This window comes from Pseudomonas sp. GW822-FHT06B12 (genome assembly GCF_058799675.1).
Genome location: NZ_JBXALR010000014.1, coordinates 137,119 through 158,994, shown reverse-complemented (window position 1 = coordinate 158,994; position 21,876 = coordinate 137,119). Strand labels below are relative to the sequence as shown.

Genomic DNA, 21,876 nt, shown 5'->3' with positions numbered 1-21,876 from the left:
GGTTTCACATTCAACGATGATGTTGACTGTCACACCGCTTTCGCGAGCAAGCCCGCTCCCACAGTTGTTCTGTGTGGTATCAATACCCGCGTGTGAAATCCACTTCTCCGCGCAACGTTTCGCCCGTCTGATACGCCCGCAGATTTTCGAGAAACAACTGCACCATCATCGACGGTGAGGTGGGTGCCGAGCTGTGGCCGGTCAGCAGCAAGCCCCAGGCGGTCCAGAACGGATGACGCTGCGGCAACGGCTCCTGACGGCAGACGTCGATCACCGCACCCGCCAGATGCCCTTCCTTCAACGCCTCCACCAGATCCGCATCGACCACGGCGACACCGCGCCCGACGTTGATGAACAAGCCGGTCGACTTGAACTGTTTGAACAGCGCAGCGTTGTACAGATCGTGAGTGTTCGGCGTGTTCGGCAACAGGTTGACCACGTAATCGACTTCACCGACCAGACGACCCAGGTCTTCCAGCCCCGCGACTTCAATGAACGGCGCCTGCTCGCGCGGTTCGCTGGCGATCCCGTACAGCTTGACGCCGAAAGGCACCAGGAATTGCGCCACGCTCTGGCCAATATCACCGGCACCGACGATCAGCACCTTGCGCCCCGCCAGGCTCTGGCCCAGGCGATTGTCCCACTTGCGCTCGACCTGGCTGACCAGCCGCGCCAGCACTTCGCGCTCATGGCCCAGCATGTAGGTCAGCACGTATTCAGCCATCACCTGACCAAAAATCCCCACTGCACGGGTCAGCCGGTAGTGACGTGGCAAGCCGTCGGCGAGCAACGGCGTAATACCGGCCCAGGTCGATTGCAGCCACTGAGGCTCGTGACCTTGACGCAGCAGCGTCGCCAACAGGTCCGGCTGACCGAGCCAGACCGGACAGTCGGCGGCCAGGCTGGCCAGTTCAGCAGAGTCGCCGCTGGTCAGTACTTGCAGTTCAGGCGCGGCCTGACGCAACAGTTGGGCATACACAGCGTGGTCGTGTTCGGCAATCAGAACGCGCATGGTTCAAACCTTCAAAAACAGTGCACAAGACCGCCGAAGGAGTGTTTCTCCCTCGCTCGCGGCCCTCGCCAAAATTATCAATTCCATTATTTCAAGGGACTCTGGACAGAGCCCCTACAGATATCCATCAAATCGGATCATTGCGTCGCAGCAACTCTTCAGGCAAGTGCTCGATGTACTCGTCTTCGGCAGGCGGCATTTGCAGGTGATAGCCCTGCTTGTCGAGGTTTTCCAGCACCAGCGTGATGTCTTCGCGCGAGAGCTTGCGCTCAGGGGTCAACACCAGGTCGAAGGCGTGATGCGGTTTGCCGAACGCCAACAGCAGGTTTTCCGGGACGCGCTCCAGTGCATCGCTTTTGAGCACGTAGAGGTACATCTCGTTTTTCTTCAGGCTTCGGTAGATAGAGCAAATACGTTTCAAGGCTGTTCTCCGGCAGTGGCCAGGCTGTCGAGCAAGGCCTGGCCCATCAATTCGCGGCGCCAGCCACGCAGCGAATCAGGCAATTGGTAAGGACCCTCGGGGAAACCGCTTTTGAGCAAGGCTTCGAGGGTTTTCTTGCGCAGCATCAGTTCCGGGGCAATGTTCAAGCGTTCAGCTTCGGCCTGACCCAGCGCCCGCAGACGCTTGACCAGCGCCGTGGCCTCCACCGGCAATGGTTCCGGCACCGCTGGCGGCCATTGGTCCGGCGAAACACTGCCCGCCTGCTTGATCAAACCCAGCAGAAACTCACCGTCCTGACGCACGGTGCGCGGGTGCATGTCTTCGATTTTCGCCAATGCCCCGAGATTGTCCGGCTGGGTGCGTGCCAGCGGCCACAACGAATGCTCGCGCACGATACGATTGCGCGGCAGATCGCGGGCACGCGCTTCGCGCTCGCGCCAGGCGCAGAGTTCACGCAGCACGGCGAGTTGCGCGCGGGAGAGTTTCCAGGCCAGCTTGGCCTCACGGTAAACCTCGTAAGGGTCGACGTCGCGGCGCAGGTTGGCCACCAGTTCGGCGCCATCTTCCAGAACCCAGGCGTACTTGTCGTCTGACAGTTTCGGCCGCAGACGAACGAAAACCTCTGCCAGATGCAACGCATCTTCGGCGGCGTAGCTGATCTGGGTGTCCGAGAGCGGACGTTGCAACCAGTCGGAACGGGTTTCGCCCTTGGGCAAGTCGATGCCGAGCACCTCCGACACCAGACGCGAGTACCCCATGGAGAAACCGAGGTTCAAATAAGCAGCTCCAAGCTGTGTATCGAACAACGGCGCTGGCAGGCTGCCGGTCAAACGCAACAGGACTTCGAGGTCTTCGCTACAGGCGTGCACCACTTTGACCACTGCCGGGTTTTCCAGCAATTGGGCCAGCGGCTGCCAGTTGTCGATCGTCAAAGGATCAATCAGGAAAGCGCGCTCGCCATCGCCAATCTGCAACAGGCCGGCGATCGGGTAAAAGGTGTCGACCCGCATGAATTCGGTGTCGAGGGCGACGAACGGCAACTGCTGCCATTGGGCGCAAAACTGACCGAGGCTATCGTTGTCGCGAATCCAGTGAATATCGATGGCCACACGGCTCTCCCTTGAAGAATGGCGCGCAGTATATATCGCCCCCGGCGATTTCCGCGCACTGACTGAGCAAGAGCTTGAGCGAAAACACCCGCAGCACGCCAATAATAGAAGCTAGTCGGCTTTATGCAGCACGTAGACCCGCGGCAAGTCGCTACCGGGCAGAGTGTCCAGGTATTTGAGAATCTTGAAACCCGCTTGCCGGAACTCTGCCTCAAGTTCGGCCCGGGTGGCCAGCTGACGCGGCTCCGGGTCCTCGCCAAACCGCGCACGCAGCATGAAATATCCGTCGAGCTGTGCTGACACGATCAGCGTGTCACGACTGACGCGATGGAACTCACGCAGCATCGCCAAGCGGTGTTCACTGTGTTCGATGTGCTGAAACAACCGCATGCAAAAAATGCAGTCCACGGCGTTTTCCGGCAAACCAATGGTGAATGCCGAACTCTGAAAGGTTTTAACGCGCTTGAGCAGCTCGGCCGGATGGTGCGTCTGGGCGTGGTTGAGCATTTCCTGGGACGGATCGGTGGCGAGAATCACCCGGTTGCTGTGCTCGGCCAGTACCGGCCAGTTGCCCCCTGCCCCGCAGGCCACATCGAGAATCAGCCCCGGCTCGCCGGCTACCTTGAGTGCGCGCCGCACCAGCCGTTTGCCACGCCACTGCAAAAACCGCTGCACCAGCCCACGGGGATGCGGCTGGAGGCAGACTCGAGCGTGCTCCTGATCGTAGCGTCGGGCAAATTCGTGCTCGACTGAGGAAGGTGGTTGCGCAGACATAACTGGCGACTCTTGATAAAGGGAACGACTTACGGGCGACAGGTTATCAAGCGGCGCGTGAAAAAAAGGTTTAATAACGACACAGGCTCTAGTCTGCCGCTTTCAGCATCACGCCTGATGCAAGTACCAGCGCCAGTCCTGCTCCCCGACCTCGCCCATGAACTGACGGTACTCGGCACGTTTCACCGCCAGGTAAACCCCGAGGAATTTCCCGCCGAATGCATCCCGCGCCCAGGCCGAGCCTTCCAGCGCGCGCAAGGTGGTCAGCCAGTCGGTCGGCAGCAACTCGCTGGCCTGGGCGTAACCATTGCCTTCGACCGGTGCGCCGGGATCGCGCTGTTCGCGAATGCCGCGATGGATACCGGCCAGAATCGCTGCGGCCGCCAGGTAAGGGTTGGCGTCAGCGCCACAGATGCGGTGCTCGATGTGCCGGGAAAACGCCGGTCCACCCGGCACTCGCAGGCTAACGGTGCGGTTGTCCACGCCCCAGGTCGCGGCCAGCGGCGCGTAGCTGTTGGTCTGGAAACGCCGATAGGAGTTGGCATTCGGGCAGAACATCAGCAAGGAATCGAGCAAGGTGCTGAGCATGCCGCCAACCGCGTGTTTGAGCAGTGGCGTACCGTCCGGTGCTTCGCTGGCAAACAGGTTGTTGCCGTCCTTGTCCGCCAGGCTGACATGCATGTGCATACCGGTGCCCGCCAGGTCATCAAAGGGCTTGGCCATAAAACACGCGACCATCCCGTGCTTGTGCGCCACGCCTTTGACCAGACGCTTGTAACGCACCGCTTCGTCCATTGCTTGCAAGGCGTCGCTGCGGTGTTCAAGAGTGATTTCCACCTGACCCGGGGCATACTCGGAAATCGCCGTGCGTGCCGGAATACCCTGGAGTTTGCAGGCCGCATAGAGGTCGGCGAGAAACGGTTCGATCTGTTCCAGCTCACGTAAACCGTAGACCTGGGTCGCTCGTGGCCGGCCTCCGTCGACATCCCTCGCCGGTTGTGGTCGACCATTACTGTCGCGTTGCTGGTCGAGCAGGTAAAACTCCAGCTCCGCCGCCATCACCGGGTAATAACCGTCAGCCTTCAGCCCGTCGATGACCTTGGCCAGCAAATGCCGCGGATCGGCCACGGTCGCCGGCATGCCCTCCTCCGGGTGCATGCTGACTTGCACCGCCGCCATCGGAATCTGCCGCCACGGCATGCGCTGCAAACTGCCGCTAACCGGATAGGCGCGGCAATCGATGTCGCCGACCTCCCAGACCAACCCGGAGTTTTCCACGTCCTCGCCATTGATCGTCAGCCCGAGGATGGTGCTCGGCAGTGGCCGGCCACTTTCATAGACCGCCAGCAGTTCATCGCGATGGAGCAATTTGCCCCGTGGCACGCCGTTGTTGTCGAGGATGAACAACTCGAACATCTCGATATCCGGGTTGAGCTCAAGAAAGGTCAGGGCTTCTTGCTTCGGGGCAAAGGGGGTCGTGGCAAAACTCATGGGAACTCTCGTATTTCCGCGTCAGGCAAACGCGCAGGCGCTGCCGATTGTATCCATCGCCGCTGGCGAGGATTTGTCTGAAAACTCAACGGGAAATGTAGGCATCCGGTGGGCGCGCATGGCGACAGTGCCATAGCGCCCAAAAGGCCAGTTCAGAAGGAAGTGCAGACAGGTTCAGCGCGGTAGCGGGTGTGAATCGACGGCGATGCTGACGACATGACGCATGAGCGCCAGGCAAAGCTTCGGGGTGAGTGTCGACTGAGCAACCGTCCATAAAGTAAACCGCAGAACACAGAGGCTGAGCAGCGTCACACGCAGCGATAAGTCGTTAAATCCAGACTTGAAGAACCTTGGTTGCTGATTGACTAAACATACACCGTGCAATGGTTGCACTCTTGCGCCATCGCACCTGACTACAAATACTGATGCCGACCTCCCTTCATCCTCTGGCCACACTCAAGGACGACCCGATGAAAGCTCGTTTACTGCTCTGCTCTTTGCTCACATTCAGCGTCCAGGCCTATGCCCAGAATGCGCCCTCGCACCTGGACCAGGTAATTGCACGCGGTCACCTGAATGTCTGTACCACTGGCGATTACAAGCCTTACACCTTTCTGCGTGCAGAGGGAGGGTACGAAGGGATCGATATCGCCATGGCCCAATCCCTGGCGAAAAGTCTGAACGTCGAGGTGCAATGGGTCCCCACCACCTGGAAGAACCTGATGACGGATTTTCTGGCCAACCGCTGCGATATCGGCATGGGCGGCATTTCGGTATCACTGGAGCGGCAGAAAAAAGCCTTTTTCAGCGACACGCTGGGCATCGACGGAAAAATCCCACTGGTGCGTTGTGAAGATAAACAGCGCTATCAAACCGTCGAACAGATCAACCAGTCCTCGGTGCGGCTGATCGAGCCCGCAGGAGGCACCAACGAAGTATTTGCCCGCACTCACCTGCCCAACGCCACGCTGACCCTGTTCCCGGACAACGTAACGATTTTCGAGCAACTGCTGGAAAACAAGGCCGACGTGATGATCACCGACGCTTCCGAAGCACGGTATCAACAGAAGCAAAAACCCGGTTTGTGCGCGGTCAATCCTGAGCAGTACTTGCAGTACAGCGAGAAAGCCTACTTGCTCCCTCGCGATGATGTGGCCTGGAAGAGCTATGTGGATCAGTGGCTGCACCTGAGCAAAGCCACGGGTGCCTACGATGCGGTGCTCGCGCAGTGGTTGGCCGTCCCCGGTCACTGAGCACTGGCCAGCGCCCTGAATGCCTCACTCGCCGCGCTGCGATAAGCCCCTTTGCGACTGAGCAGCGCCACCGTACGTTGTGGCAACGCCGGATGCAGCGCCAACGGTCGCAACCCTGGCAGCTCGTGGGTGATGGCCTCGGGGAGAATCGTCGCCAATGATCCACGCCGAACGATCTCGACAATCGCACTGATGGAGTTGGCTTCGATGGCGATGCGCGGCGCTATGCCCTGCTGTCGGCAATACAGGTCGATGTGCTGACGGGTCGCGAAATCGCCGCTGAGTAACACCAGCGATTGCTCACCCAGCGCCTGTGCGTCGAGTGATTGCTGTCGGGCAAAGCCTGGATGCGCCTCGCTCACCACCAGGCTCAAGGTTTCGGCAAACAACGCCTGGCTGTCGATGTCCGCCAGGTGACTGCCGGTGAACGCGATGCCGATGTCCAGCCGGTCCTCGGCCAGCGCGGCCTCGATATGGTCCTGGGTCATTTCCTCGACGCTCAGGTTGATCCCCGGATACAGACTGTTGAAACGCGCCAGCAACGGGCCGATCAGGTACGCGGTGAAGGTTGGGGTCATGGCCAGCCGCAACGAACCGCGTGTCAAATCCTGCACATCGTGCATCGCCCGCTTGGCCGCCTCCAGGTCTTGCAACGCCAGTCGCGCATAACGTACATACGCCTCGCCGGCATCGGTCAAACGCACCGTGCGCCCGGAGCGATCGAACAGCGGCGCACCAAGCGAGTCCTCCAGTTGCTTGATCTGCTGCGACAGCGTTGGCTGCGAGACATGCAGCGCCTCGGCTGCCCGAGTGAAGTTGCAATGTTCGGCGACCGCGAGCAGGTAGCGAATATGGCGTAACAGCATGGTGCTCCAACTATAGGCATGACTTATGGAAACTATAATAATCCGGTCTTGGACGCTATAGCTGAAAACTTTCATCCTTGCCCCATCAACGACGCAAGGAGAACACGCCATGCAACACATCATCGACGGCTTCCTGAAGTTTCAACGCGATGCGTTCCCGGAACGCAGCGAACTGTTCAAGCAACTCGCCACCACCCAAAACCCTGGCACATTGTTTGTCACCTGTTCCGACAGCCGTGTAGTCCCGGAACTGCTGACCCAGCAGGAACCCGGTGACATGTTCGTCATCCGCAACGCCGGCAATATCGTGCCGTCCTACGGCCCGGAGCCGGGCGGTGTGTCGGCCACGGTTGAATATGCAGTCGCCGTGCTGGGCGTCAGCGACATCGTGATCTGCGGACACTCCGACTGCGGCGCAATGACCGCCATCTCGACTTGCAAATGCCTTGATCACCTGCCGGCCGTCGCCAACTGGCTGCGTCATGCCGAGTCGGCCAAGGTGGTCAACGCCGCCCGCATTCACGCCTCGGCGCAAGCGCGCCTGGACTCGCTGGTCCGGGAAAACGTAGTCGCCCAACTGGCCAACCTCAAGACCCACCCTTCAGTTGCACTCGCCCTGGAACAGGGTCGCCTGAACCTGCACGGCTGGGTCTACGACATCGAAAGCGGTTCGATCGCCGCTCTGGACGAGACTACCCAACGCTTCGTTTCGCTCGCCGAACACCCGACGACCTGCGCGCTGACCCGCAAACAGCCACACGCCGCCTGACCCACATTTCTTAGGTAACGAAAGAGGAAATCACCATGCTGCAATCTCAATTCGCTCAAGCCCCACGCCTGGCCCTCGCCGACACCATCATCGACGCCAAGGCACGTAAAAACCTCTCGTGGCAGGACCTCACCGACGGCACCGGCCTGAGCCTGGCGTTCGTCACCGCCGCCCTGCTCGGCCAGCACCCGCTGCCGGCTGAAGCGGCCGAAGTGGTCTGCGCCAAACTCGACCTGGACCAGGACGCCAGCCGTCTGCTGCAAAGCGTGCCCCTGCGCGGCAGCATTCAGGGTGGCATTCCGACTGATCCGACGGTCTACCGCTTCTATGAAATGCTGCAAGTGTACGGTTCGACCTTGAAGGCATTGGTCCATGAACAGTTCGGCGACGGCATCATCAGCGCCATCAACTTCAAACTGGACATCAAGAAAGTCGAAGATCCGGATGGCGGTTCCCGTGCAGTGATCACCCTGGATGGCAAATACCTGCCGACCAAACCGTTCTGATAGAAACAACAATCGCAGCGCCTGAGGGGGCTGCGATTTTTTGTGCAGCTCGTGCAGTATTTAATTTTTAAATACTGCACTTCACTTTCTGATTTGCCGATTCCCGCCCCGCATCGCTTAATCCACACCCTGTGGGCTTTGACCCACGGCATTACGCCAAACACATTGATTGATCGGGGACACATTGATGAAACCCACTCGTTTCGCCTCCGCCAATGCGGGCATGTTGCTTTGGGCTGTGTTGATTGCCGCGTCGTTTTTTGCCGCCGCCCAAGTCAACCAATCCATCGACCCGATCCTGCTGACCGGTCTGCGCCTGCTGTTTTCGGCGCTGGCGTTTTTGCCGATGCTGCTGCTCAACCGCAGCACAGCGATCACCGCCAAAGGCCTTGTCAGCCATGCCTGGCTTGGGTTGCTGCTGGCCGTGTATTTCGGCTCATTGTTTGAAGCGCTGCGCTATACCTCGGCGGTCAACACCGGAACCCTGTTTACTCTGGTGCCGTTAATGACGCTGTTCTTCGAAGCCTTCCTGACGCCTGGCAATAGCTCGAAGAACCGTCTGCTGCCGATGCTGATTGCGGCGGCCGGCGCACTGTTGCTGATTCTCAAGGGCGCAGGACCCGGTGAATTCCCCTCTCTCTACGCGGTGGCGGTGTATGGGGCTGGCTGCCTGGCGATGGCGCTTTACTCACCGTTGAGTCAGCGCTTCAAAGCGCATAGCCTCAAAGACCGCGGTCCAGTGGTGATGACATTCTGGAACATGCTGTTCGGCTCGCTGTTTCTGTTCGCGTTCTGCCTGCTCAGTGGCAGCTGGCGAACCGGCGCGCTGCTGTCTGCCCACGACCTGTTCTGGCTGGTCTACCTGGCGCTGTTCGCGACCCTGGCAACCTTCTGGTTGCTGCATCGGGCAATCGGGGTGATCGCGCCGTCCACGGTAATTTCCTACATCTACCTCAGCACGCTGTTCATCACCTTGTTCCATTGGTTCTGGCTGGCGCAGCAACCGCAGATGCTGGAAGTCGTGGGTGCCTTGCTGGTGGCCATCGGGATGTCCGCGCTGGTGATCTCCAGCCGCCGTGCGCTTCCTGTCACGGCGTAAACATTGCCACACACGGTTGAAGGTGTTCAGTCACCCCGGGCTCCTGTGGGACAGACGTCGTGTTCATTACAGTTTCTGTCCCACACTTGTCCGTGAATAATCCTACGGGCCATTCTCCTAGGACGATCGTTCCGTTAGCATCACTCGCACACGTTTGCGCACAACTTGTGCAACGAGCCCCGAGTGAGACAGTACGGATGCTGAACAGTAACTTGCTTAGAAAGCTCGACATGCAGGACCTCATGGTGTTCATCGCCGTGTATGAGCAAAGCAGCGTCACCGGTGTGTCCGAAGCGCTGTTTGTCAGCCAGTCCACGGTGAGTTACTGCCTGAAGAAGCTGCGCACCAGTTTCGAGGACGAGTTGTTTATCAATACCCGCACGGGTATGCGTCCGACCTACAAAGCCAGCACCATGTACGCACATGTGCAGAAGATTCTCGAAAGCATCAATCTGTGCCATGCCGGGGTTCAAGCGTTCGACCCGACGCGGCAAGCCGTGACCTTCAACATCTGTGCACCGGAATACTTCGAACAGCTGATCCTGCCGCGGCTATTGAAGAATTTCGATTTCGCCGACCTGCCGGTGATCGTCAATGTGCACAAACTCGAAACCGACATTCCCGCCGACGAGCTGCGCGATGGCAGCCTCGATCTGGTGATTTGCTTCGGCCCGAACTTTCATCGCAGCCACAGCGACTTCAGATCCCAGGTGTTGCTTGAGGACGATCTGGTGTGCGTTTTCGATAAGCGGGCGACGCCACTGGAACCTCGCATCGGCCTGAAAGCCTACGTCGAACGCCGACACGTGTTCCCCACGCCATGGACCTCCACCACCAACATGGTCGACGGCTGGCTCGCCCAACAGGCGCAGAAACGCCAGATCGTCGCGCGCGCCAACAGCTATAGCGCTGCGCTCAAGTTGATCACCGGCACTGACTTCATTCTGACCATGCCCCGGCGTATCCAGCACCTGCTGGCCAAAGACTCGGTCTTCAGCCATTGCGAAGCACCCAACGGCGTACCGGGATTCACCCTCGACATGCAGTGGAGTCAAACCAGCGAGCTGGACAGCGCCAACACCTGGCTCCGCGAGCAAGTAGTCAAGGCCTGTGCGGAACAGGGATTTCTCTGAGGGTCAGCGCACAGTGTGTCAGTGGCTGACGGCAGTCTTGGCGTAGGAATCGCGATCAATATCCAGAATCTCGACGCACAGCTGCACTTCGACACTGGTGGGCCATTCGCAGAGCTCCTGCAACACCGCCAGCAGGCTTTCGGACAATTGCTTCTTGACCGCTGGCGAGCGCCCGCTCAGCAAGGCCAGCTTCACATGCACAAAACCACGCTCACCCAACCCGGTACCGACCCGGAATGCGCCGACCTGCACCGCACGGCTCTTGATATCGAACTCCGCGGAAAACTGCCCGGACGCCACCAATGCATTGTTCAAGCGCAACAGCGCCACGTCGGCATTGAGGTCCGGCAGGTTGGCGGTGTATTCCATGTGCAGGTGAGGCATTGCGATGCTTCCTAAGGATTGAATGAAGGGTCGTACCTATACCACAGAACAATCCTGCTCTTGCCCACAAAAATACCGCGTCGATCAATGCTCCTGCGCCGGGAGCGACTCGCGCAGTGCCAGCGTTTCCCAAGCCGCCACCAGAATCATCACTGCGGTCGTCAGCACGCCCAGCAGCAACGCTGAAAACAGCTGATTCAGCGCGGCCGGCAACAGCGCGAGCAGCAACGCCAGCCCCACCAGATGAGACAACGGCGGCAAAATCCGATCGGCCATTACCCACTTGAACAACGCACACCCCAGCAAGAACAGCCAGGGCCCGGCGACGATCACGATAATTCCGGCATCGCTCGCATGTTCCGGGTGCACCAGCACCAGTTCATCGGCCACCGCACTGACGATGATCCCGGCAACGATCAAGACATGCAGGTAGGTATAGGCAATCCGCGCCTGGCGCCCGGGGTCGCTGGAGTGCGCAATACGGTGGTGAGCGCGCTCGGCGCCGCTGTCAAAATACACCCACCACATGGCCACGCTGCCCAGCACGGCAATCAGAAACCCGGTCAGCGCCTGCCCGTTCAGCAGCAGATCAGCGAAGGTTGCGCCGGTCACCAGCAGCGACTCGCCCAAGGCAATGATCACGAACAAACCACAACGCTCGGCCATGTGATTGCCCTCGACGTTCCAGTCGGCCAGCGTTGAACAGCCGAGCCCCGGCACCCAGAAGTACAACGACGGCGAGATCAGCTCGATCAGCAACGCCAGTGCCCAGCAGGTCAGCCGCTGATCGCCTTCAAGCAGCGCACCGCTGATCCAGAACACCCCGGACAGCATCATCCACGCCAGAATCCGCTGGAAGTTGCGAGTCATGTTCAGGGGCTCGCCGCGCACCGCCCAGATCGCGAACAGCGTACGGCCGACCTGCATGAAGACAAAGGCTGCGGCGAACATTAATCCACGGTCGGTAAAGGCCTTTGGTATCGACGACGACAGCAACAGGCCGGCAACCATCAATCCAAACAGACCAAGGCGGATCGGCAACTTTTCCGGGTCGAGCCAGTTGGTCACCCAGGAGGTGAAGATCCACACCCACCACACCGCCACCATCATCAACGCGACCTGCACCGCGCCGGCGATTGTCAGGTGCGCGAGCAAGGAGTGGGAAAGCTGGGTGACGGCGAACACGAACACCAGATCGAAAAACAGCTCGACCATGCCGACCTTGCCACTGTCTTGGCTGCCGCGCCCACGCAACAGAGAACGGGAACTGCTCATGGGATGGATCTCCGGTCAGTCATCGGGAATACGCGTGGAGCAAAGCAGTCCAATACCCCCACAAACAAGGCGTCGGCACTGGCCGTCAGAGCGGTTTGAGGCCCTGAGTTTCGGATAAACCGCGCTCGCTCATGAAGGCCTCGAGCCGCGCCCGCAGCCAGCGTTCGGCGGGATCGGTATCCACGTGACTCAGCCAGACCATGGACAGGTCCAGGGTCGGCGTTTTGAACGGGAACGGTTCCATGAACAACTGGCCCGAGGCGGCCATCGCCGCTGCCGCGTAGTCCGGCAGGCTGGCAACCAGGTCGGTCCCCGCGAGCAAAGCCGGCAAGGCACTGTATTGCGGCACCGAGAGCACCACCTGACGCTTGCGACCGATCTCGGCCAGCCACTCATCGGCAAAACCGCTGACATTGGCCGTGTGCGAGACCAGCACATGGGGTCGCGAACAGTATTCGTCGAGGGTCAGTGGTGTATCAGAGACATCGGCGCGCAGTAAGCAGGGCTGAATGTGCCGCAGCAGTTTGCGCTTGGCATTGGCCGGCAGACCGCGGGTCTGGCTGATACCGACGGTGATGTCCCCGGACGCCAGCAAGTCCGGAATTCGCCAGTAATCGACATGCTGAACCACGAACACTACTTGCGGTGCTTCCTGACGCAAGGCGCGCAACAGTGGCGGCAGCAAACCGAACTCGACGTCATCGGACAAACCGATGCGAAAGGTCATGGTGCTGCTGGCAGGATCGAAGTCGCGGGTCAGGCTCAACGCGGAGGACAACGCATCCAGCGCCGGCGAGAGATGCTGAATAAGCTCCTCGGCCCGTGCCGTCGGCTCCATGCGGTGGCCGACCCGGATAAACAGCGGGTCGTTGAACATCACGCGCAAACGGTTGAGTGCCGAACTGATGGTCGGTTGCCCGAGGAACAGCTTCTCCGCCACTCGCGTCACGTTGCGCTCAAGCATCAGCGTCTCGAACACCACCATCAAATTGATGTCGGCCTTGCGCAGTTCATTGCGATTCATCTGCTGCCCCCAGTCCCAAAGACTGGGAGCAGTGTAGAAAAGCTTGAGAGCTGGCGTCTACGCACCCGTGCAGTTGAACGACATTGTCGACCGAGCGCAGTGCAGAGCCGGCAGCACGGTTCAATGCACGGTCAACGCTTGTAACCCCATTGCCAACTTGCGCGAATCCTCGCCCATGCCGAGTTCGCCAGGGCTGATTGCATTGGCAAAGTGAAGCTGGATCCGCAACATACCCTGCTGCGCGATGAGCTTTTTCACCTCGGCTGGCAGGGCGATTTCAATCCTGTTCGCTTCCGGCTTGATCAGGTTGGTGTCGAGGACCCGAACCTCATTGACACGAACTTCCAGCGACTGACGCAGGTGTGTCGGGGCCAGTAAGGCAGTGGTTTCGAGCAGCAGTGAATGCACGTCAGCCGTGGGCCGCAGGATGATTTCCGCATCGGAGCCTTCTGACCAGGTCCCCCACGGTTCGTTGGCAGACCAGCCTTTGGCCAGATAGGCGTTCGCCGGACTCCCCTCATTGAACAGCATCCGTTCACCCTGCTTGAGCAATGGAATCAACTCCAGCGGATTGACGGCATTGACTGCGGGACAATCGGCACATTGTTTCCATCCTGGAGCCAGTACGTTCAAACCGTCGATTCTGGCCAGAACATCGGTGTTGCTGTCGAGGGAGACTGCCGCCTGAAGCAGCGCCCTCCCGTCCAGTACATACAAGGAGTCGGTGTCATACTTTCTGGAGGTGACGGCCAGGTCCGCCTTGCGTTGTGCCGCCTCTACGGCCACGGTACTCACCCGTCCCAGATAGACCGCATCCGTCGCCAGACGGTAAGTGCCCGCGTAATCTGCCAGCGTCATCCACTGTTCCGAATAGTTTTGCGGACGAACCCAGCGTACCTTCTGATAGTGCGACGCCGCACTCTGCCAAAACGAGTCGACCAGCGGGGTCTTCCATTTCGGTGCCGGCGAAACCATCAAGAATTTCCGCGTACCCACCCAGCCCGCCCGGGTATCCGCCACCTGAATCACCAGCGCTATCGTCAATAGCATGATCGCCGTACGCGGCGTATGCCCTCTGAAAATCAAGTAGACGACAGCTAAGATCGCCGCGTACATGACGGGCCAGATCATCCTCCCCGATGCGCGGAAAACACTTGCCATAGAAATGACGGACTCAGGCAACCAATAGTCGAACTCGAATGCTCCTATACCGACCTTGTTGGAGAGCGCGAATACCACCAATCCGAAGAGCGCAAGCAGCAGCACCGCTCGCTTGCGCATTGCGGCCATAACATTGCCGTTGCCCGACAGCATGACCGGCAACGCACAAACGGTCAAAAACATCACCCCCAGCCCTGGGAACGCCAAGCCATCAATATCGCCCGGAACGCCAGGTATATCGCTCAGTACGTAGGACCACCCAGCAGCGTTGAAAAAAGTCAGCGCATTCGCACGAAATAATCCAAACCCCAAGGAACCCAACCCACCGCTTTCGACACTGAAATAGCCTACTTGCCAGCAGCACAAGCTGACCAAAAGAAACAAGCTAACCAGCTCGATCGACGCTTTGGGCAGCGTCAGATGACGTTGTAAGGTTTTAGCCACGAGATCGGCAATCCAGATCAGCGCGACCATTACCAACAGGTAGGCATGTACCATCGCCGTAGCAGCCAACAGTCCACCCCAGGCCAGGCGACGCCTGTCGGTATAAGGACGCAAGGCCAGATATACGGCGGCCAGGATCAGGAAGTGCCCTGCCAGAGACAGGTGTACACCCATTCGCATAATCATCGCCGGCGTGAAAAGAAACAGCCCCGCGCCCAGCAGGCGCAATGTCACATTGGCGGTGGCCAGCCCCATCAGCTTCCAGGCAAACCAGCTCTGGAGAATGAAACACGTCAGGAACCAGAGACCGAAATACTGGAAAGGCTCGGGAAGCAGCGCGGCAAAGGGTTTGAAGATCAACGCAAACAGCGGATTTGAATCCGAGAATATGACCGCGTTACTCAACTCCAACCCATAGGACGGATTGAGCCCCAGCGGAAAGGACCAGGGTGAGTACCTGAAAAAGACCCAACCAAGGTAATGGGTCGCCGGATCCCCACCATCCAGCCAGGCGATGTTCATAGGGTTCAATGCCCGAGGACCGACAACGATAAAAAATGCCAGAATTCCCATAAGAACAGGCAACATCGAGATTATCAGGCGCTTTCCGGAAAGCTTCATCTATACGTCCAGAAGTTATGCAGCACAAAGGTGAAGGCCGGAATGGTCAGTGCCACTGCCCCGATCCCCAGCAAATAATGAAGCCCGGCCATTTGCGCGGCCCAGGCCACTACCATCGCCAGCAATAAACCGGCGCCCGAGACCGCCATGAAACGCATCAGTGTTCGGCCGTGCAGTCGGCTGGAAAAGCTCCAGGTCGTGTTGATCACGTAAGAAACTACAGTCGCCACAGCGAATGCCGCGCCATTAGCCAAGGGCGGCATCGGCAGCATATAGTTGATGAACAGCACGGCAATGACCGCGTGAAGCGCCGTGACAAACAGACCAGTCACAGCAAAACGCAGGCCACGCTTGATCAGGGCTGATTTTTCGCCTGACGTCACGGCTTCTGAGCCAGGACAAACACCGTCAGACCTGCCAGACGGTTAATACCCATGAAGGGAAGTTCAATGCTGCACAAGGTCTTGAGCAGCGTATTGACCAGTGGATGATGCTGCTTGAGTTGCGAGCGTGGCGGCGAAGGTTGTGCGCCTTTGGGCAGCAACCGCAGGGCTGCTGCAATCGGGAACACCATGCCAAAGTAGTAAGCGCCTTGCTTGACCGTCAAACCGGCGTCCCTGGCCACCGCTTCCAGTCGCGCGAGGGTGTAACGACGTTTGTGCTCGAGAAAGTCATCGTGCCCGCTCCAGAGAAACTGGAACGCCGGCACCGTCATCAGGAACCGGCTACCGGACGGGACTTTATCGACGTAGCCCTTGAGCAATCCGACGTCGTCATCGACATGCTCCAGCACGTCCATCAGCAGCACCAGATCGGCGTCTACCGAATCGATCGTACGACGGTAGTGCAGCGGTTTACCGGCGGTTGTGACGTCCGAGTCCGCGTCGTAACTGATGTCCACGCACCAGGCTTCGGTGGCGGCTGTGCGGGTCAACAGATGATGGGAAAAGAATCCCGAACCCGCGCCTACGTCGAGAATTTTTTTTACAGGGGCATTGCCCAGCAGACGAATCGTCGCCGCCGCTTTTGAACAGTAATACCAGTGCTGGTCGATGCTTGAACCGAGGATGTCGGTTTCCTTGAGATCCATGGTTCAGTCCCTGGTGTCATAGACACGACGCACCAGATAAACCGGGCGGCGTTTTGATTCGATGTAGGTTCGACCCAGGTATTCACCCAGCACCCCGATGCCGATCAGTTGCAGGCCACCTAGAAAAGTGACGGCCACCATCAGCGAGGCGTAGCCCGGTACGTCGACCCCGGTAAACAACGTGCGCAACACAATGAACGTGGCGAACAGGAACGAAACCACAGAAACGAACATCCCCAGGTAGGTCCAGATCTTGAGTGGGTCGGTACTGAAACTGGTAATGCCTTCCAGCGCGAAATTCCACAAGCGCCAGCCGTTGAACTTGGAATCCCCCGCCACCCGCTCCGGCCGCTCGTAATCGACATGGGTGGTCCGAAACCCGACCCAGGCGAACAAACCTTTCATGAAGCGCCGGGATTCCGGCAAGGTCTGCAAGGCATCGATCACGCAGCGGTCCATAAGCCGAAAATCACCGACATCTTTGGGCAGCGGCTGGTCAGAGATTTTGTTGTGCAGGTGATAAAACCAGTTGGCCGAAGTTTGCTTGGCCCAGGAGTCGTTTTTACGACTCACACGATGGCCCAGGACAACTTCATAACCTTCACGCCAACGGGCAATCATTTCGAGGATGACGTGCGGCGGATCCTGCAGATCGACATCGATGGGCACCACCACCTGGCCGGTGGCGGTCTGCAAGCCTGCGGTCAACGCCGCTTCCTTGCCGAAATTGCGGCTCAGATCGACGATACGAATACGCGGATCAGACTTCTGGCGCTCCAGAAGCAGGTCCAGCGTTGTGTCGGTACTGCCGTCATTGACGAACACCATCTCCAGACCGAGCAGCGCCTCATCCTCGAAGACATCAGTAATCCGCGCGATGAACAAATCGATGGTGGTCGCTTCATTGAAAACCGGAATGACGAGCGATAGCGCCACATGCCCGGCAAAATGCGTTCCATGCTGATGAGTCAATTGATTGCTCTTTTTTATAGTGATTTTTCTACAATCCGAGGTCGCCGGTTGATGTCCAGCGCCATGAGCCGAGTCGTATTAAGCAGGAGCACAGAAGCCGATGCAAGGGCGAAACTGCGGCGGTTTTGGCCATTCATTTGCCCCCCCTTTCGCTACCAGCTGGATGACCGGATTCACCAGAAGCCGGGGTATATACAGCCTTAAGAGCTGTGACGCGAAGCTGCTCTATCCAACTGAGCAGCTGCGCTTCAACGCACCACTACATATTGCCTAGATTTCCTTCACCGACGTTTCGTTATGGACGCTTTTGATCAACCCGATCACGTGCAAACAATCCGCCTTGTTGATGTACGACTCGCCGCTGGCAACCGTCTCATGATTGGCTGCCCTCAATCGCCAGCGCCATTGGCCCTTCCCGGTAAGCGGGGTGCCTCGTGATTGCCTGTAAATCTCAAAGTACATTGTTCGCTCCTTGCGACTGCTGATAACCACAGACTCCTGGTCTGTGCAGGCAGAGTAGACGAATGATTCAAGATTTAACGGCGCTCAAAGGTCAGGAAATATTTCCAAAAAAATGCCCAGCCTCGACGAAAGCCAACAGGCATTGAGGCACGTAAAAAGAGTGACTGAACCCGGTCACTTTTCAGGAAGCCGTACTTATTTTTCATACAGCGCCTATGCCACATTCATTCCGTTCAGCTCACCAAAAACCCCGCGTAATCAAGATCGATCCGTAATCGCGCCCGGCCAATGCCTGCCGAGCGCCGAGGACAATTAGAAAAAATGACTGATTGGCTCAGCGACGGTACCACGCTGCTGACCAGCGCCAAGGCGGACAAGCTCGCCGTGTCAGTGGGCACGCCTGTTCAGCGCTGTTTACGATTTCAAAGCACCAAGGCCAGGGGCTCGGACTTGTTGCTCTTGATGCCTTGGCACAGCTCGCGAATGATGTCGGTCATCAGCCGGACTTCAGGGTTGAGCTTGTACTCTTCCAGGAAACCCATATACATCGGCACTTTGCATTCGCGTTGATGACACAGCGGCACCGGGCACAACTGACCGCTCGCCAGCTTTTCGCTGACCATGTGCTCAGGCAGCCACGCAAAGCCCAGACCGCGTTCGACAAACGTCAGCGCGGTGCTCAGGTTGCTCACGGTCCAGCACTGGGACGTGCCAGGCCAACTGCTGTTCTGCGAGTTGCGCGTGCCCAAATCGCAAACCACTATTTGCCGGTAGTCTTTCATGTCAGTCAGGTTCAGCTCGCCATTGAAATGGGCCAGTGAGTGATCAGACGCCACGACGCACAGCAACGAAACGTTGAGCAAGAATTCCTGCATATAACCCGCCGGCAGACTACTGGCGATGGCCAACTCGACCTTGCCGTCTTCCAGCAATTCGCATGCGCCGGACAAGTCCGTTTCATAAAGCCGGATACGGTACCCTTGCAAGACCGAAGAAAAGCGCAACAGCGCCTGCTCCAGCACGTAGGCGGGAAACAACATATCGACCGCCAGCGAGTGTTCGGTAAACAACCCCGGCTGGTATTGAATGGCCAGTCGCTCAAGTTTTTTCGCCGAGCCCAGCAGGTGCTTGGCCTGAGGCAACAGGGCCTGGCCCAGAGGTGTCAATACGGCCTTGCGCCCCTCGATCAGGAACAGTTCCTGACCCAGCAGGGTTTCCATGCGGTTGACCGAATGGCTGACGGCCGACTGCGACTTGAACATATACTCGCCGGCCTGCTGGAAACCGCCACACTCAACCGTAGAAACAAAAGCCTGCCACTGGTCGAGACTGATCCTGGAAAACATTCGAACCTCCCTGTTCGTATCGGGTAAAAATTACAGCGACTGCGGCTCGGCGTTTTACCACAAAAAGTCCTTTCGCCCTACGCCATCGATACCTCGATCGGCCTCATGCCTTACATGAAGATTCTGAATGAATACCGACTAATTAATTCATTTAAAATAATCAAGCCGCTCATGATAAAAACCACGCCAAGCAGGACGCTATCTAATTAATCCATCGGAAGGATTCGCTACTCACTGACACGCCCAACTACGCCCGTATCTTCCGCTCAGAAAACCCGCACATACCCTGTGGCTTTTCTGCGGACGCGTGTGGCAGCCTGAAAAATCGTCAGTACTGAATAAAAACACTATAAAAATCAAGCCAATCAGTTGATTAAGCCACGCCATTACATAGGGCATGGATAAGCCCCCTGTTGCCGTAACAACCAGAGACTTTAGTACTTCTGTACCAAAACAACCCATCTATAGATCCACGCAGAAAAGAAAGGAAAACTTGCATGCGTACTCAAGTAGCCAAACGCAACACCCTGCTCTGGAAGTCCGCCGTTGACTTTGTAAAACGTCGGTACATGAAATCCTTTAACGCCATCATCGAGCCATCCCCCGAGTACTTTTTAATCGTATTCGATAACAATGATTCCATTCAGTCGTGTGCCGGTTTCAGTTTCGCCAAGTCAGGCCCTCTATTGTCCGAATGTTATCTGGACTCACCGTCCGAGGAGACGCTGTCGAGAATCACCAACACCCGGATCGAACGCGACTGCATCGTCGAAATCGGCAATACCGCGTCGATCAATTCGGTTGCCGGCCAGACCCTGTTCAACATGCTCTCAATGGTGACCTGGTGCATGGGCGCACGCTACGTGCTGTGCACCTGCACGCCCCAATTGATCAAATCGATGGGCTACTGCAACGTCAAGGTCAACAAGATCTGCGATGCCGACCCGCAACGCATGACCTCCCAAGCGGAAGTCGAATGGGGCTCCTACTACGAGCAGACGCCCATCACCGGCTACATCAAGCTGGGCGAGATGAAGCATCACTATCACGAGACCGTCCTCAAGACCGTTTTCCGACTCGACGTGCAGAGCGAGCAAGCAGCATGACGCATTTCGTCAAACACTTGCTGGCCCAGGCACAACGCACACCGGATGCCGTCTGCGTCGTCGATATTCCTTCGGCGGACGGCACGGGCGAGCGCCGTCTGACCTACGCCCAGGTGCTGGAGCATGCCCGGCAGCTTGGGCAACACATGAACCGTCAGTTCACCGACGAAAAGCGCACCATCGGCATCGTCATGCGCAACAGCAGCGACTGGGTCATTGCCGACTTCGCCTGCCTGCTCTTCGGCTTCACCTCCTTGCCGCTGCCTTTGGGCTTCAGCAAGTACCAGGCCGAACACCTGGCCTTCGAATGCTCGGGCTTCCTGGTCGATGACAAAGGCCAGGAGACTCTGGAAAAGCGCTGGGAAATCGACCTGAACGCCAGCCGTCTGGTGCATGTACCCAGCGCACTTCAGACCGAACTTCTGCTACCGGCAGGCCCAAGCTTCATCGACAGCGCCGATGCTGAATGGATCTGCAAAGTCATCCACACCTCCGGCACCACCAGCAAGCCCAAAGGTGTGAAGCAAAGTCTCGGCGGACTGAGCGCCGTGCTGCAATCGCTACTCGGCGTGGTCCCGGCTGACTTGCAGAAACGCTACCTGTCGGTGGTGCCGTTGAGCCTGTTGATCGAACAGATCACGGCGGTCTACCTGCCGCTGCTGTCCGGCGGCACGGTGTACTTCCTGGACGAGCACACGCCTCTGATCGGCGAGACTGGCTACAGCACCTCGGCGATTCTTGCGCAACTGCTCAGAACCCGGGCGAGCGCAGTCACCGTACCGCCGATGATGCTCGACGTGTTCCTTGAAGTTGCCGAGCAAAACACCGACCCACAGCTGCTGTCGTTGCTGCGCAACGAGTTGTACATCACCGCCGGTGGCGCTCCGATCAGCAACGAAAAACTGCAACGCCTGAGTGCGCAGGGTATTCAGGTTCATCAGGGTTACGGGCTGAGCGAGAACGGTTCGGTGGTCAGTGTCAACACCCCCACCGACGGCAAGCTGGGCAGCGTGGGCAAACCCTTGCCTCACGTTCAGGTCCGGGTAACGGATCAGCAACGGGTAGAAATCAAAAGCACCTCAATGTTCCAGGGTTACTCCTGGGTCGATCCTAGTGCCTGCTCCTTCACTGAAGATGGCTGGCTGCGCACGGGCGATATCGGCGAATTCGATGACGAGGGTTTCCTCTACATCACTGGCCGCGAGAAAAACATCATCTGCCTGCCCAACGGTCGCAATGTTTCTCCGGAGCAAATCGAGCTGGAGTTCAAAGAGCAAACCGGCGTGAACGATGCGCTGATGTTCATGACCGCAGACGGTCAACTGGCGATCGTGCTCAGCGTCGGGCCTTCGTTCAACCACCCGCACACCCAGGACTGGGCGCAACAGCGCTTCTCGGAAGTCGAGGTGCCTCAGGTCATCTGGCCATTGACGCCAGACGCTCCGCAGTTGCAAAGCCTCTATGCCCTCAACGGCCCGGCCCGTAGAGCTCAAGCCAGCGACCTGCATCGTCAGACATGTACTCACTAAAGGACTAG

The 21,876-nt window shown here is 58.3% G+C and carries 22 protein-coding genes; 7 read left to right on the top strand and 15 right to left on the bottom strand.

Annotated features, from left to right (window positions below; all coding sequences use genetic code 11):
• Positions 1–79: 79 nt before the first annotated feature.
• From AC1RKH_RS25270 to AC1RKH_RS25250, 5 genes are all read right to left on the bottom strand, one after another.
• The gene (locus AC1RKH_RS25270; RefSeq protein WP_493063500.1) at positions 80–1,012 is read right to left on the bottom strand and encodes a D-2-hydroxyacid dehydrogenase; all 933 of its coding nucleotides are present in this window, start codon (positions 1,010–1,012) and stop codon (positions 80–82) included.
• Positions 1,013–1,139: 127 nt separating this feature from the next.
• Positions 1,140–1,433, bottom strand: a complete 294-nt coding sequence (locus tag AC1RKH_RS25265; protein WP_123427995.1) for a YcgL domain-containing protein — start codon at positions 1,431–1,433, stop codon at positions 1,140–1,142.
• Positions 1,430–2,563, bottom strand: coding sequence for a ribonuclease D (gene rnd, locus AC1RKH_RS25260; RefSeq protein WP_123427997.1), 1,134 nt, complete (start codon positions 2,561–2,563; stop codon positions 1,430–1,432). Before rnd ends, AC1RKH_RS25265 begins: the two co-directional genes overlap by 4 nt.
• Before the next feature lie 111 nt (positions 2,564–2,674).
• Complete coding sequence (locus AC1RKH_RS25255) at positions 2,675–3,337, bottom strand: class I SAM-dependent methyltransferase (protein WP_493063499.1); 663 nt, start codon at positions 3,335–3,337, stop codon at positions 2,675–2,677.
• 108 nt (positions 3,338–3,445) lie between these two features.
• Positions 3,446–4,828, bottom strand: coding sequence for a glutamine synthetase family protein (locus AC1RKH_RS25250; protein WP_493063498.1), 1,383 nt, complete (start codon positions 4,826–4,828; stop codon positions 3,446–3,448).
• Between the two features lie 470 nt (positions 4,829–5,298).
• Between AC1RKH_RS25250 and AC1RKH_RS25245 the strand changes: the two genes are divergently transcribed.
• Positions 5,299–6,081, top strand: a complete 783-nt coding sequence (locus tag AC1RKH_RS25245; protein ID WP_493063497.1) for a transporter substrate-binding domain-containing protein — start codon at positions 5,299–5,301, stop codon at positions 6,079–6,081.
• Here the strand turns inward: AC1RKH_RS25245 and cynR are convergent.
• Positions 6,075–6,947: a transcriptional regulator CynR gene (gene cynR, locus AC1RKH_RS25240; protein WP_493063496.1), complete on the bottom strand. Its 873-nt coding sequence runs from the start codon at positions 6,945–6,947 to the stop codon at positions 6,075–6,077. The two genes, AC1RKH_RS25245 and cynR, sit on opposite strands and share 7 nt — an antisense overlap.
• A 109-nt stretch (positions 6,948–7,056) precedes the next feature.
• On the opposite strand from cynR, the gene AC1RKH_RS25235 reads away from it, so the two are divergent.
• The 4 genes from AC1RKH_RS25235 to AC1RKH_RS25220 all read left to right on the top strand — a co-directional run bounded on the left by AC1RKH_RS25235 (position 7,057) and on the right by AC1RKH_RS25220 (position 10,454).
• On the top strand, positions 7,057–7,716 hold the full coding sequence (locus AC1RKH_RS25235; RefSeq protein WP_493063495.1) for a carbonic anhydrase: 660 nt from the start codon (positions 7,057–7,059) through the stop codon (positions 7,714–7,716).
• 35 nt (positions 7,717–7,751) lie between these two features.
• Positions 7,752–8,222 (top strand): cyanase, encoded by a 471-nt coding sequence (gene cynS / locus AC1RKH_RS25230; RefSeq protein WP_123428013.1) that lies wholly within the window; start codon positions 7,752–7,754, stop codon positions 8,220–8,222.
• Between the two features lie 187 nt (positions 8,223–8,409).
• The gene (locus AC1RKH_RS25225; RefSeq protein ID WP_493063494.1) at positions 8,410–9,321 is read left to right on the top strand and encodes a DMT family transporter; all 912 of its coding nucleotides are present in this window, start codon (positions 8,410–8,412) and stop codon (positions 9,319–9,321) included.
• Between the two features lie 197 nt (positions 9,322–9,518).
• Positions 9,519–10,454 (top strand): LysR family transcriptional regulator, encoded by a 936-nt coding sequence (locus AC1RKH_RS25220; RefSeq protein WP_493063493.1) that lies wholly within the window; start codon positions 9,519–9,521, stop codon positions 10,452–10,454.
• Between the two features lie 18 nt (positions 10,455–10,472).
• Here AC1RKH_RS25220 and AC1RKH_RS25215 read toward each other — a convergent pair whose 3' ends face one another.
• The 9 genes from AC1RKH_RS25215 to AC1RKH_RS25175 form a co-directional block, all read right to left on the bottom strand.
• Complete coding sequence (locus tag AC1RKH_RS25215; protein ID WP_493063492.1) at positions 10,473–10,838, bottom strand: 5-carboxymethyl-2-hydroxymuconate Delta-isomerase; 366 nt, start codon at positions 10,836–10,838, stop codon at positions 10,473–10,475.
• Between the two features lie 84 nt (positions 10,839–10,922).
• On the bottom strand, positions 10,923–12,113 hold the full coding sequence (locus AC1RKH_RS25210) for a low temperature requirement protein A (protein ID WP_493063491.1): 1,191 nt from the start codon (positions 12,111–12,113) through the stop codon (positions 10,923–10,925).
• Between the two features lie 85 nt (positions 12,114–12,198).
• Complete coding sequence (locus AC1RKH_RS25205) at positions 12,199–13,137, bottom strand: LysR substrate-binding domain-containing protein (protein WP_493063490.1); 939 nt, start codon at positions 13,135–13,137, stop codon at positions 12,199–12,201.
• 120 nt (positions 13,138–13,257) lie between these two features.
• Positions 13,258–15,363 (bottom strand): DUF6311 domain-containing protein, encoded by a 2,106-nt coding sequence (locus tag AC1RKH_RS25200; RefSeq protein ID WP_493063489.1) that lies wholly within the window; start codon positions 15,361–15,363, stop codon positions 13,258–13,260.
• On the bottom strand, positions 15,360–15,746 hold the full coding sequence (locus AC1RKH_RS25195; protein ID WP_493063488.1) for a GtrA family protein: 387 nt from the start codon (positions 15,744–15,746) through the stop codon (positions 15,360–15,362). The genes AC1RKH_RS25200 and AC1RKH_RS25195 overlap by 4 nt, the downstream gene beginning before the upstream one ends.
• A complete protein-coding gene (locus tag AC1RKH_RS25190) occupies positions 15,743–16,453 on the bottom strand; it encodes a class I SAM-dependent methyltransferase (protein WP_493063487.1) in 711 nt (236 codons plus the stop codon). Before AC1RKH_RS25190 ends, AC1RKH_RS25195 begins: the two co-directional genes overlap by 4 nt.
• Positions 16,454–16,456: 3 nt before the next feature.
• Complete coding sequence (locus AC1RKH_RS25185; protein ID WP_493063486.1) at positions 16,457–17,425, bottom strand: glycosyltransferase family 2 protein; 969 nt, start codon at positions 17,423–17,425, stop codon at positions 16,457–16,459.
• Positions 17,426–17,695: 270 nt separating this feature from the next.
• Positions 17,696–17,887, bottom strand: coding sequence for a YegP family protein (locus tag AC1RKH_RS25180; RefSeq protein WP_019692507.1), 192 nt, complete (start codon positions 17,885–17,887; stop codon positions 17,696–17,698).
• Between the two features lie 422 nt (positions 17,888–18,309).
• Complete coding sequence (locus AC1RKH_RS25175; RefSeq protein ID WP_493063485.1) at positions 18,310–19,233, bottom strand: LysR family transcriptional regulator; 924 nt, start codon at positions 19,231–19,233, stop codon at positions 18,310–18,312.
• Positions 19,234–19,730: 497 nt separating this feature from the next.
• On the opposite strand from AC1RKH_RS25175, the gene AC1RKH_RS25170 reads away from it, so the two are divergent.
• Positions 19,731–20,339, top strand: coding sequence for a thermostable hemolysin (locus AC1RKH_RS25170; RefSeq protein WP_493063484.1), 609 nt, complete (start codon positions 19,731–19,733; stop codon positions 20,337–20,339).
• Positions 20,336–21,868, top strand: coding sequence for an AMP-binding protein (locus AC1RKH_RS25165; protein WP_493063483.1), 1,533 nt, complete (start codon positions 20,336–20,338; stop codon positions 21,866–21,868). Before AC1RKH_RS25170 ends, AC1RKH_RS25165 begins: the two co-directional genes overlap by 4 nt.
• The last annotated feature ends 8 nt before the right edge of the window (positions 21,869–21,876 follow it).